This window comes from Parabacteroides sp. AM17-47 (genome assembly GCF_003434625.1).
Lineage (GTDB): Bacteria > Bacteroidota > Bacteroidia > Bacteroidales > Tannerellaceae > Parabacteroides > Parabacteroides distasonis.
The window spans coordinates 1-13,742 of record NZ_QTLI01000033.1; the positions used below are offsets into that span (position 1 = coordinate 1).

The 13,742-nt window shown below is 45.2% G+C and carries 9 protein-coding genes; 8 read left to right on the forward strand and 1 reads right to left on the reverse strand.

What is annotated here, in order from left to right:
• Window positions 1-904 precede the first annotated feature (904 nt).
• From DW205_RS20090 to DW205_RS20100, 3 genes are read left to right on the forward strand one after another with little or no spacing between them, the layout of a single operon-like run.
• The gene (locus DW205_RS20090; protein WP_008778722.1) at window positions 905-4,015 is read left to right on the forward strand and encodes a TonB-dependent receptor; all 3,111 of its coding nucleotides are present in this window, start codon (window positions 905-907) and stop codon (window positions 4,013-4,015) included.
• A gap of 21 nt (window positions 4,016-4,036) precedes the next feature.
• The gene (locus DW205_RS20095) at window positions 4,037-5,623 is read left to right on the forward strand and encodes a RagB/SusD family nutrient uptake outer membrane protein (protein ID WP_005867088.1); all 1,587 of its coding nucleotides are present in this window, start codon (window positions 4,037-4,039) and stop codon (window positions 5,621-5,623) included.
• Window positions 5,624-5,647: 24 nt separating this feature from the next.
• Entirely contained in the window at window positions 5,648-7,291 is a 1,644-nt protein-coding gene (locus DW205_RS20100) for a family 78 glycoside hydrolase catalytic domain (RefSeq protein ID WP_008778723.1), read from the forward strand.
• 60 nt (window positions 7,292-7,351) lie between these two features.
• Here the strand turns inward: DW205_RS20100 and miaB are convergent, their stop codons facing one another.
• Window positions 7,352-8,725, reverse strand: a complete 1,374-nt coding sequence (miaB, locus tag DW205_RS20105; protein WP_005867084.1) for a tRNA (N6-isopentenyl adenosine(37)-C2)-methylthiotransferase MiaB — start codon at window positions 8,723-8,725, stop codon at window positions 7,352-7,354.
• 260 nt (window positions 8,726-8,985) lie between these two features.
• Here miaB and DW205_RS20110 point away from each other — a divergent pair, with 260 nt between their 5' ends.
• From DW205_RS20110 to pstA, 5 genes are all read left to right on the forward strand, one after another.
• Window positions 8,986-9,444: a hypothetical protein gene (locus DW205_RS20110; protein ID WP_005867082.1), complete on the forward strand. Its 459-nt coding sequence runs from the start codon at window positions 8,986-8,988 to the stop codon at window positions 9,442-9,444.
• Between the two features lie 101 nt (window positions 9,445-9,545).
• Window positions 9,546-11,042, forward strand: coding sequence for an acetyl-CoA hydrolase/transferase family protein (locus tag DW205_RS20115; protein WP_005867081.1), 1,497 nt, complete (start codon window positions 9,546-9,548; stop codon window positions 11,040-11,042).
• 91 nt (window positions 11,043-11,133) lie between these two features.
• Window positions 11,134-11,376 (forward strand): DUF6722 family protein, encoded by a 243-nt coding sequence (locus DW205_RS20120; RefSeq protein WP_008778724.1) that lies wholly within the window; start codon window positions 11,134-11,136, stop codon window positions 11,374-11,376.
• Window positions 11,377-11,648: 272 nt separating this feature from the next.
• Complete coding sequence (pstC, locus tag DW205_RS20125) at window positions 11,649-12,836, forward strand: phosphate ABC transporter permease subunit PstC (protein WP_005867078.1); 1,188 nt, start codon at window positions 11,649-11,651, stop codon at window positions 12,834-12,836.
• An 8-nt stretch (window positions 12,837-12,844) separates the two neighbouring features.
• The gene (gene pstA, locus DW205_RS20130; protein WP_005867077.1) at window positions 12,845-13,732 is read left to right on the forward strand and encodes a phosphate ABC transporter permease PstA; all 888 of its coding nucleotides are present in this window, start codon (window positions 12,845-12,847) and stop codon (window positions 13,730-13,732) included.
• Window positions 13,733-13,742: the final 10 nt, after the last annotated feature.

A 13,742-nucleotide genomic window follows, 5' to 3' on the forward strand; every position in this document is an offset into this window, starting at 1 on the left:
AAACAAAAAAAGTGTCTAGATAAATCAGGAAAAGACATTTCCCTTAGGGGAACAAAGAGTTTCTCCTAGAGAAAACTAAAGTTTCTTCTAGGGAAAACTAAAGTTTCGTAAGCACAAAACAAAAGTTTTCCGCTATGAAAACTTTTGTTTTATGCCTAAAAAACTATAAATACCTATTATTCAATACATTAAATCAGCACACAAGGTATACAAATAACCAAGCAGGCAACCTGTTGGCATACCCTCGCAGAACGAGTAATGTGGTTAGCGAATAGTGAACGGCTGCATTTAGTGGTTGAAAAGCAGTAAATAGTGGTAGATGCAAGCTGATAGTGGTAGATGTTTATTATCTACCACCATTCAACAAATTTCTTATAATTAGATACTTATATAGATAATGGCAGATATGGTAGATGATTTAGTTTTTTCATTTCATACTCAAGGTACCACTCCAGAAAAATATCAGTACAATGCATTAAGAACCCAAAAGAACGGCTAATAAAAATCAAGGTAAGCTGTCGCTATTATGAAAAGGGAAGCTATAAACATAATTTACGTACGTGTACTATAAATAATACGCAAGAAAAAACCACAGTTCCGTAGGAACTAAATCCTTACTATCTCTCTCTTTCGATATGGCAAAGATGGGAAGTAATAAGAATCAAATGGTTACAAAAATGACATTTCTTGTTAGATAAATGACATGACAGATCGGCAATCAATCCTAAACCACTCTCCTCTAATATCCTATACATAAAATTACCCATTGAGTTCCTACGGTACTTAATAACTTTATAACATATAGCCTATGGAGTATATCTAATAATGTATTAGTTAATCTGAATCTATCAGACTTATCGTATGTAGTTAACATTATCTATTCAATTATGAACAAATGAAAAGTATGAAAAGTAAAATGAGAACTTGGAATGTGGCGATGGGATCATTGTCTTTGCTCTTCCTCTGCGTATCGCCGGCATTGGCAATCGCTACAAACCCATCACAAGAGAACCCGTCTACGGAGCGGAAGGATAATTCCGTAACCCAACAGAGAACAAGAAAAGTGACAGGTGTCGTGCTCGACGCTAACGGAGAGTCTATCATCGGGGCGAACGTAGTGGTGAAAGGTACCAATAATGGGACAATCACGGATCTAGATGGTAAATTCTCGATCGAATTATCGGATGGTGAAACCCTGCAAGTATCTTTTATCGGCTATAACAGCAAGGACGTTATGGTCGGCGCAGGAGAGAATCATATCAAGGTACAGCTGCGGGAAGACACGCAGAAGCTCGATGAAGTGGTAGTAGTCGGGTACGGAACACAGATCAAGCGGGCGGTAACCGGCTCCGTGCAATCCATCAAGTCGGAAGAGATGGCGGATATGCCCGTAGCCCAGATCTCGCAAAAGATGCAAGGCAAGTTCGCCGGTGTCCAAATCAATCAAGTATCCGGTAAACCCGGACAAGGAATGACCATGCGAATCAGGGGACAAGCGTCACTGTCCGGAGGAACCACGCCTCTTTATGTAGTGGACGGAATGCCTATCGTAGGCGATATCAGCACGATCAATCCGGACGAGATAGAAAGTATCAGTGTGCTAAAAGACGCTTCCGCCACATCACTTTACGGTTCCCGGGCTGCCAATGGAGTCGTATTGATACAGACAAAGACTGCCCAATCGGGGAAAAAACTAAGCGTCGACGTATATGGAGGCATACAATACGTACCCGAGAAAGGGAGGCCGGATATGATGGATGCCTCCGAATACGCACGGTTCAGGAAAGAGATTGCCGAAGAGAACGGATTGGCGGTCGATCCCGCTTACCAACATCCCGAAGCGCTGGGTAAAGGCACGGATTGGTATGACGTATTATTCCGTCCCGCCGCTATCCAGAATTACAGCTTGTCGTACAGCAATGGAGACGGGAAGTTTAAATCATCCACCGTAGCCAGCTATTTCAACCAAGACGGAGTGTTGACAAACTCTAATTACCAACGGTTCTCCGCACGAGCCAATACGGAATACGTATTCTCGAAGATCGTCAAGGTAGGCGTGAACCTAGCGCCTAGCTTCTCCATCAATAATAGCCCGCAATCGGACGGTAACTGGACGGAAGATAAAGGTTCCATCCTGCAAGGAGCTATGTTGACAACACCTCTCGCCCCCTATAAGAATGAGGATGGCAGTATTCCGCTTGTGGCCAGTGGGCCGGGATTGTTCGATAACCCAAACTGGTATAATGTGGTTCGCCTCAACAAGAACAAGACCCAGAACACCCATCTGATCGCGAACGCCTTCTTGGAGGTAGAGCCGGTCAAAGATTTAAAAGTAAAGACCAGCATCAACGCGGACTTGACACAGAATAAATGGAACTCGTTCAAGCCCTCCACCTCCGGAGAGATCTATAAGGCTCCCTATCAGATTCCCGAGGCGAAGGAATCCAATAATCTATTCTACACTTGGCTGTGGGAGAATACCGCCACCTACAGCAAGCAGATAAAAGATCATTCCTTTGATCTCCTGTTCGGCATATCCGCACAAAAATATCATAGCGAATATACGATGGTGACCGGAACGAACTTTCCCGACGATAAAATATCGACATTCAATGCCGCCCCTACCATCACGGCGGATGGAAACATAAACGAATGGTCCCTTTTATCCTATATCGGCCGTATAAACTATAATTACAAAGGAAAGTACCTTTTAAGCGCGGCGATGCGTAGGGATGGTTCCTCCCGTTTCGGTAAGAACAATCGTTGGGGTAATTTTCCATCCGTATCGGCGGGCTGGATACTCTCGGACGAGGAGTTCATGAAACCATTGGAGAAAACGATCTCTTTCCTCAAGGCCCGTATCAGCTACGGTATCGTGGGAAACGACCAAATCGGTAACTATACGCATTTGGCGACAATCACTACCACGAACAGCAACTTCAATAACGCCTTGGCCAGCGGCAGAAGCATCTCGGGAATGGGAAACCCGAATCTGGGCTGGGAAAGGAATAAGCAAGTCGATGTCGGTCTGGATGTCGGTTTCTTCAATAATCGCTTATCCATCATGTACGATTACTATAGCAAGCGAACGGACGCCCTGCTGTTCTCGCTAGAGGTACCGATCTCTTCCGGCTTCTACAATATCCAATCGAACGCAGGCAAACTGAAGTTCTGGGGACATGAATTAAGCGTATCCTCCAAGAACCTGACAGGCAAATTACAATGGACTACCGACCTGAACGTATCTTACAATGACAATAAATGCTTGCAACTGGGTGTAGATGACGCCCCGATCATCGGCAACAACATCACGCAAGTAGGGGAACGGATCGGACAGTTTTACGGCTTAGTATGGGAAGGGGTCTACAAGAACAAGGAAGAATTCGACAAATACCCGAAGCATGCGCAAGCCGATGTCGGAACCATTCGCTTCAAGGATGTGAACGGGGATGGCAAAGTTACCCAAGGGGATGACCGCGATATCATCGGCAATCCGGTCCCTTTATGGATAGTAGGCATGACAAACTCGTTCACCTACAAGAATTTCGATTTGTCAATTGTCGTATCCGGCGGTTTTGGTTTTGAGTTAGCCAATATGGTAGATCAGTTCGCTGGAAATCTGGATGGTGTGTTCAACGTGTATAAAGCGGTAGACAATCGCTGGAAATCACCGGAAAATCCGGGTAACGGCCGTTATGGAACGACCAAGATGGGTACCACGGCACCAGAACGTGACTGGTTCAGTTCCCGTTTCCTTTATAACGGAAACTACTTGACAATCAAGAATATCACCTTAGGCTACCAAATTCCGTTAAGAAACCGGGATATCATTAAAGGATTACGAGCTTACGTCAGTTTCCAGAACGTATATACGTTCACTAGCTACATCGGCGCTAATCCCGAGGTGAATATCAGCAATACGGGAACAACGGCGAATAGCTTGCAACAAGGATTCGATTATACCACCTATCCCGTTCCACGGACCATTACGCTGGGTTTAAATGTTAACTTCTAACTATCTAATTATACAAAATATATGAAAACGATATTCAATATAGCCATAAGCATCGCTTTAGGATGTAGTTGTGCCTCCTGTAGTGATTTCTTGAATCTTACGCCGTATAGCGAGATCACAGCCGAGAACTTCTACCAGAACGAGGAGGATTTCAGGCAAGCCGTAAATGGAGCTTACGAACCTTTACGGAACATGTACAACACGGAAGAGTGGAATCTGGGAGAGGCCAAATCGGATAATACGACGTATATCATCCATATCGCCAAATCATCCTTGGACGGAGAAGATCCGGATCAGTTCCTTGAGACATCCACCAATGGTAATGTCGGTACGAAGTATAATAACTGCTACGTAATCATCGGACGATGTAACCGGATTATCTCAGAAATAGACCAAGCGGATTTTGACGCGGAAGCAAAAAACAACCTCAAAGGACAAGCTTTGTTCCTTCGGGCATTCAGCTATTTCAACCTAGTACAATACTTTGGCGGCGTACCTCTGCATACGACACCCTCTACTGTGTATGAGGAGGCATTTAAACCCCGTGCGAGCGTAGACGAAGTATATGAGCAAATCATAAAAGACGCACAGGAAGCCAGTGATCTCCTACCTGTAAAATCAAGGCAAGAGGTAGGAAGAGCTTCCAAAGGCTCCGCACAGACCTTATTGGGAAACGTATACATGGTACTAAAACGATGGGCGGAAACAGAACAAACGCTGAAAGAGGTGGTATCCTCAGGCGAGTATGAGTTATTAGCGGATTACGGCTCCATCTATTCCATCTCGAACAAGAACCATAAGGAATCTATCTTCGAGATCCAATACATGCAAGACGCCTCATTAGGACAGCAAAGTGATTTCATATACAGATTCTTGCCCTATATGACGAATCCGTCCGCCATCACGGGAACAACCCCTAATCCTTGTCCTTCCAACGTAGACCATGGAGGGTTTAACACCCCTACGATCGATCTAATCAACGCATACGAAAAGGGAGACAAACGGTTGGACGCATCCATCGGTATGGTGGAAGGTAAGCTCACCGATAGCTATGCCCTCGACGCTACCGGCGTGAAAAGTATAGTTGACTATGAGCCAGCTCCGGGAATAACCGCCTATCCTTTTATCAAAAAATATTTTCATGAGCATATAAAACCCTATTACACGGATGACAACTGGCCGGTCTACAGGTACGCGGAGGTATTGCTCTTTCTGGCGGAAGCTATCAACGAGCAGAATAGGCCGGACGAGGCTATCCATTATCTGAATAACACCTTCGGGCAAGCGAGTATCCGGGGAAGGGCGGGATTAGCTCCTGTCAAATCCCAGAATGTAGATGCGTTGAGAGAGTCTATCTACCAAGAGAGACGGATCGAGCTGGCATTCGAGAACAAACGCTGGACAGACCTTCTGAGAACGGGACGAGCCGTGGAAGTCATGACACGACATGGACAAAAGATAAAGGCAAATCCCGAATCTTATTATTGGCCCGACGGTGTTCAACCCGTGGCGAACGCTTATCTGTTCAACCCAGATAAATGCTTGTTGCCCATACCTCTGCGAGAAATCGACTTGAACAGCGAGCTTAAACAAAATCCCGGATATTAACGAAGTTATTCTTATATTCGCATCATGAAAAGAGCACATATGAAAATCCTGCTAAGTTTACTATGCTGTGTCGGTGTATTCACCCTATCAGCACAAAGTCGTTATTTCAAAGAAAGCGCTTCATGGCTTCAAAAGAGTGAGGCCTGCAAGCCAGTGTTAACCTATACGGAACATAAGCCGGTAAAACGGGTCACTTCCATCAAAGACGCGTCAGCCTACCAAGGTTGGCGCATGCGGGACGAAGGAAGCACGGACCTGTTATTCAATGAGTCCCTGAAGAAACATCCATCGGTTATAGTTGACTTCGGTGAGCATCTGACGGGGTATTTGGATTTCTCGCTCAAGCTCCTTAGCCAACAGGTTTCGGACGCTCCGGTACGTATCAAATTCACGTTCGCCGAAGTTCCCTCGGAATTGAACACGCCTTTCGACCCTTATCCGGGCGGTCTGTCAAGGGCTTGGCTACAAGATGAGGTGATGACGTTAATGACCGTACCCATAGAGGCCTCCATTCCCAGAAGGGTGTCTTTCCGGTATCTCAAGATAGAGTTGCTAGGCGCTTCCAGTTTCGATTTCGCCTTCGACAAGCTAACGTTCCGTGCGCAGACATCGGCTAAGACGGCTCCATTGCCACTGGCTTCCACTACCGATCCCTTGATCCGTAAAATCAATGAGGTAGGATTGCTTACATTAAAAGAATGTATGCAGACCGTCTATGAGGATGGCCCGAAACGGGATCGCCGGTTATGGATCGGAGACTTGTATCTGGAGGCGCTAGCGAACGCATGGTCGTATAAAAACCACGACTTGACGAAACGTTGCCTCTATTTATTAGCGGCTCTAGCCAATGATGAAGGCCTGCTGCACGCCACCGTATTGGAGACACCGACCCCTCATCCGCAAAACGGTACGCATTGCTTGGACTATTCCCTGCTGTATAACGTAGCGTTGCTAGAATACCTGAAAGAGACCGGAGACAAGGAGGTCGCCTTGGACTTATGGCCGGTAGTGGTCCGCCAAATAGAGATGGCCTTGCGTCAATACTCGGACGATTGGATCTACGATATGCAAAAGAAACCGATTTATTGGTTGGTATTCGACTGGAAAGATAATTATGATCGCCAAGCATCTATGCAGGGACTTACGGCATTCTCATTAGAGAAAAGCTATGAGCTAGCTAAAATGCTGGGAAAAGAGAAGGAGGCTAGAGATTGGCCTCGTATCGCCGGCCAGATAAAGAAAGCCGCCCGGAAAACATTCTATGACCAAAAGAACGGGGTGATCGTAAGCGGCCCTAACCGTCAGGTGTCTTACCTATCACAGGTGTGGATGATCCTATCGGAGACGCTTACCGCCAAGGAAGGAGCAAAAGCGATGGCCACCGTCCTATCGATGCCCGACGCATGCTATCCGGGATGTCCGTACGCTTATCATTATGTAATGGAAGCCTTGTTGAAATGTGGAATGCGGCAAGAGGCCCGTTCGCTCTTAACCAGTTATTGGGGCGGCATGGTGAATAAAGGAGCCGATACATTCTGGGAGGTATATGATCCGAACAATGACGAATTATCACCTTACGGATTTTTCCCGATCAATAGTTATTGCCACGCATGGAGTTGCACGCCGGTTTATTTCATCAACAAATACCCGGAGATATTCCAAAGATAGAAGATAATAAGAGAAACGCCAATATCGCTCGAAATGGAACGTATTGGCGTTTTCTTTTTCTTATTCCTCCACAGGTTCCCCGAACAGGGTTGCCGAGGAAGCCTTATGAATCTTGACTTTTATGAATTGACCTACATGATAGTTCTTCTTGTCAAAGATAACCACCTTGTTTTGGCTGGTTCGTCCGAACAATTGCTCACGGGAACGTTTCGAGAATCCTTCTATCAGAACCTCGAAAGTCTTGCCTATATCCCGCAAGTTACTTTCCTCGGACAACTTATTTTGCAAATCGATCATACCTTGCAAACGACGTACCTTCTCTTCTTCCGGTACATTATCCTCCAAATGGCTAGCGGCATATGTACCCGGACGTTCGGAATATTTAAATAAGAAAGCACTATCATATCCCACTTCACGCATCAAGGATAAAGTCTCTTGATAATCCTCCTCGGTCTCGGAATGGAAACCGCAGAATAAATCAGTCGAGATAGCGCAATCCGGTACGATACGACGGATCGCCGCTATACGGTCCAGATACCATTCACGAGTATATTTACGATTCATGACCTTCAAGATGCGACTGCTGCCGGATTGGGCAGGCAGATGGATAAACTTACAGATATTGTCGTTCGCAGCAATCACACGTAAGGTATCATCGCTCATGTCCTTCGGATGGGAGGTCGTAAAACGAATTCGCATATCGGGAACCTCTTTCGCCACACAATCCAACAAGATCGGGAAGGTTATGGTCTCACCTTCTTTCTCGAAAGAATAGGAGTTTACATTTTGTCCCAACAACGTAACTTCCTTAAAGCCTTTCTCGTGCATATCCCGTATCTCATTCAAGATACTCTCGATGTCCCGGCTACGCTCGCGTCCTCTTGTATAAGGTACGATGCAATACGTACAGAAATTATTACAACCGCGCATAATAGACACGAAACCGGAGATATGTACACCCGGTAACTTCAAAGGAATAACATCCTTATAGGTCTCTTGGGTAGAAAGCTCCACGTTGATCGCTTTCTCTCCGTGCTCTACCGCTCCCACCAAGTTCGGCAAGTCCAGATAAGAATCCGGTCCTACCACCAAGTCGGCATGATGCACATGGATCAGGTCTTCCTTCACTCGTTCGGCCATACATCCCAATACACCGACAATTAATGACTTCTTTTTCCGCTTTAAAGACTGGAAATACTGTAGCCGCCCATAGATTTTCTGTTCGGCGTTGTCGCGTACGGAGCAAGTATTCACGAAGATGGCATCCGCCTCCTCGATATTCTCCGTCATACTATAGCCATCCATCTTCATGATAGAAGCTACAACTTCGCTGTCCGCCACATTCATCTGACAGCCGTAGGTCTCGATAAACAACTTTCGTTCATCGCTTTGGGTAGCGGATTTTAAGTCCACACCGTTTTCTTGATTTACCATACTATATGTTAATAGAATTTAAATAAGCAAGATTCTTAAAAATAATTACGCAAACGCTTGCATAGTTCGAATCCCACTGTTATATTTGCATTCGAAAAACGTAAATTTTTTCATAGTTAAGGTTTTGGTTAAATCGAATAAGGGTGGCTGTGAAGTTACCCTTATTTACTTTTATACCTATCTGATGTTTTATATACTCCCATCTTTTCACTTCTCAATTATTCTTCTTACATTTGGAGGTGCAAAAATAATCAAAGTTTATGGATAACGTAGGAGATTGGTTATATATTGTTTTCCTGATTATCGCCGCGGTCAGTGGCTTATTCAGTTCGAAGGACAAAAAAAAGAAGAAGAGTCGTCCCGATATATTAGGACAACCCGACAGGGAAATTGTGCCCAATGACCAGCCTACGGAAGGAAAAGGCTTCTGGGAGATACTGGAAGATATGCAAAAGGAAACGCGAAAACCTAAGCCCGCTCCCCGACAAAAGCAGGTAAAGCCAAAGGTTGAGAAGCCTAAGGTCGCAACCTCATCGTCTGCCCCTTCTCCATTCCTTTCCGCCGAGAAGAATATCCCGAATCATATCGCGACCCGGCCATCCGTAAGGATGAGTGCTATCGAGGAAGAACCGGGGCTTATGCCGGAAGATACCTTCAGAGACATCGAGGAATTGAAGAAAGCGATCATTTGTGCGGAGATTCTAAACCGGAAGTATTAATTTACGCCACACTTATATTCGATTCAGCGTAATTTTATGTAAGTTTGCGCCCGAAATATTGAACAGTAAGTATTTACCTAAAAACATAAAAACTAATTATCATGGCATTAAAATTCATTACAGCTGAAGAAGCCGCATCTTATGTGCATCATAATGACAATGTTGGTTTCAGTGGTTTTACACCCGCAGGATGCCCGAAAGTCGTTCCCGGAGCTATCGCCCGGAAGGCAGCGGAAGAACACGCTAAAGGTAACCCTTTCCAAATCGGTATGTTTACCGGTGCTTCTACCGGTGATAAGCTAGACGGAGAGTTGGCTCGCGCTAACGCCATCAAATTCCGTACACCGTACCAATCGAACAAAGACTTACGTGCCGCATTAAACGCTCATCAGGCACAATATTTCGATTTGCACCTGTCTGAATTGGCACAAAGCTTGCGTTACGGATTCTTGGGTAAGATCGATGTAGCGATCGTAGAGGCTGCCGATGTTACTGAGGATGGTGAGATCGTTCCGACTTCAGGTGTTGGTATCTTACCTACTATCTGTCGTATGGCAGACCGTATCATCGTTGAGTTGAACTGCCGTCACCCGAAAGAAATCCGCGGTATGCATGATATTTACGAGCCGGCTGATCCTCCTTTACGCCGTGAGATCCCTATCTACACTCCTTCTGACAGGATCGGTAACGATTGTGTAAAAGTAGACCCGGCTAAGATCGTTGGTGTGGTAAGGACCGATGAGCCGAATGAAGGTGGAAAATTCTCTCCGCTGGATGATGTTACGATGGCGATCGGTAAAAACGTTGCGGACTTCTTGGTTAGCGAGATCAAGGCCGGCCGTCTTCCGAAAGAATTCGTTCCATTGCAGAGTGGCGTAGGTAACGTGGCTAACGCAGTCTTGGGCTGCATGGGAGCTAATGAGTCTATCCCCGCATTCAATGTATATACTGAGGTTATTCAAGATGCGGTTATCGAATTGATGAAACAAGGTCGCGTTAAATTCGCCAGCGGTTGCTCTTTGTCCGTAAGTAACGAGGTGATCCGTGAGATCTACGCTAATCTTGATTTCTTCAAGGATAAGATCTTGCTTCGTCCGCAAGAGATCTCAAACAATCCGGAGGTTGCCCGCCGTTTAGGTTTGGTTGCGATCAATACGGCTTTGGAGGCTGATATCTTCGGTAATATCAACTCTACACACGTATCCGGTACTCGTATGATGAATGGTATCGGTGGTTCCGGCGACTTTACCCGTTCGGCTATGTTGTCGATCTTCACGACTCCGTCTACGGCGAAGGATGGAAAGATCAGTGCGTTCGTACCGATGGTATCTCACTTGGATCATAGCGAGCACTCCGTGAAGATCATCATCACGGAATATGGTGTAGCGGACTTACGCGGTAAATCTCCGATCCAACGCGCTCGTTGTATCATCGACAATTGTGTTCACCCGGATTACAAACCGTTATTGGAAGAGTACCTCGCTATGGGTATCAAGGGACATACGCCTCAAAACCTGAAATGCTGTTTCGCTTTCCATGAGGAACTAGCGGCCAGCGGAGATATGCACAATGTGGATTGGAGCAAGTATAATAAGTAATACAAACATATTACATACTTATCTCAAGGCCATTCCGAATAATTTCGGGATGGCCTTTTGTTTATCTAAAAACTATTCATATCTTTGTTATATGGGAAACTGGGAGAAACAACAGGATGAAAAAAAAGAAAGCAGGGAAAGAGATCAATCCCGTAGAGAAAACCTGGGAAAGTTCTTCTATGATTTGGCTAAATTAACTTTTGCGGGTCTGGTTATTGGAGGTATTGCTACTTTTGATACAGAGCTAAAAGAGTCAATATTTATATATAGAGCTATCGTTGGTGGAATAGCAACAGTGATATTCGCCTGGATTGGAAATAAAATTTTTAAATAAGGTTTATTATGGATATGCTAAGTTTAGTTTTCACGATCAGTGCTATTGTTGGAGGTGGATTCCTCGTATGGCTATATACCAAGCCTGGTAAAAAATGGCTAGAAAATCTATAATCTCCAATATATTTTGAGGCTCCGCATAACGGAGCCTTTTTTATTTCAATTGTATATATTACAAACTCGTAATATGTTTGTAATAATTCTTTCAAACAGGCTTAACAGCTTCTTAATATGGATATCCTTTCTTTGCATCAGAATAAATAGGCAAAGATTGTGAGAAAGTTTATTGAAAAATTAGTGGAAGGAGGATTTTTGATCAGTGGAAGCGTCAGTAGCTTTACGATCTTGTTGATCATTGTCTTCTTATTTAAAGAGGCCGCAGGTCTTTTTAACAGCCCGGAGGTAGAGGAAGGATATATATTGGCCGTGAATCAGGAAAATCCGGTCGAACATTTGTCGCCCGAGCAAATCATGGATGTCTTCGATGCCAATATCACCAATTGGGAAGATTTAAACGGAGAAAATCAAGATATACTAGTCTTCCGGTTCTCGGATCTAACCAACTATTATACGGAAGAAGAGCTAGGTGAAGAATTTCAATATGTTCCCGAGAAAATCAATGAACTTATCCATAAAGAGCCCGGGATTATCGCATTCTTTCCGGAACAATACAAGTCGGAAAACTTTACGGGAAAAATCATATCGGGAGCCACGATCAAGCCTTCGGAATTCTTTGGAGGGACGAAATGGTATCCGACCTCAACTCCCGCTCCGATCTTTGGGCTGATCCCTCTATTACTAGGAACGCTGTTGGTAAGTATAGGTGCGATCGCCTTATCCCTCCCCTTCGGAGTAGCGGTAGCGATCTATATGGCAGAGATCGCCAATACAAAAACACGCAATTTATTAAAACCGCTTATCGAGTTGCTGGCAGGTATTCCCTCAGTCGTTTATGGTTTCTTCGGATTGGTGGTGATCGTTCCCCTTATCCAAAAGACCTTAGACCTTCCGGTAGGCGAGACCGCTTTCGCCGGAAGCGTGGTTTTAGCGATCATGGCGTTGCCGACCATCATCACGGTAGCGGAAGATGCCATGCGAACTACACCACGAGCCATGAAAGAGGCCAGCTTGGCATTGGGAGCCACGCAATGGCAAACCATCTATAAAGTAATAATCCCCTACTCCATATCCGGTATCACGTCCGCTGTCGTATTAGGTATAGGACGTGCGATCGGTGAGACGATGGCCGTATTGATGGTAACCGGAAACGCCGCCGTTATCCCTACCTCGTTCTTCGAACCGGTACGGACAATTCCTGCCACGATAGCGGCGGAATTGGGTGAGGCTCCCGCAGGTGGAGCACATTACCAAGCCTTGTTTATGCTGGGAGCCGTGTTGTTCCTCATCACCTTGGGGTTGAGCATCGCCGTAGAATATATTTCATCCAAACGTAAAATTTAATTAAAGATATGGCACCTATTCAACATTTAGGGAATATAGACAAGAGGAAACGGGCCTCTCAACAGGTTGCTTTCGGTTTCTTTTCTTTCCTGAGTTATTTGGTCGTAGTGATCTTATTCGTAATACTGGGATTCATTATCTTAAAGGGAGCAAGCGTGATCAGTTGGGATTTCCTGACACAAGCACCCCAAGAGGGCATGACCTCCGGGGGGATTTTTCCGGCTATCGTAGGTACACTCTATTTAGTGATCGGAAGTAGCTTGATTAGTTTTCCTATCGGCATCATGAGTGGTATTTATATGAACGAGTACGCCACGAACGGGAAACTCATCCGCTTCATCCGTATCATGACGAATAATCTAAGTGGTGTCCCATCCGTTGTTTTCGGGTTATTTGGTATGTCTCTATTCGTAAGCACCTTGGGATGGGGAGACTCTATTATAGCGGGTTCGTTTACCTTGGCGCTGATGTCCTTGCCACTTATCATCCGTACGACGGAAGAGGCTTTGAAAAGTATCGATGATTCTTTCCGCCACGGTAGCCTAGCGTTAGGGGCTACGAAATTGCAGACCATTCGCAGGGTCGTGCTACCGATGGCGTTCCCCAATATTATTACGGGATTGATTCTTTCGATCGGGCGTGTGTCCGGAGAGACCGCTCCTATCCTTTTTACGGTGGCCGCTTATTTCTTGCCGCAATTACCGAAAAGTATTTTCGACCAATGTATGGCATTACCCTATCACTTATATGTTATATCTACAAGCGGTACGGATATCGAGGCTTCCCGGGGAATGGCTTATGGCACGGCACTCGTACTGATTGTCATCGTATTATTAGTAAACCTTTTGGCAAATGCCTTGCGTAGTTATTTCGCCAAGAAGGTAAAAATGAATTAAAAAAATAAGA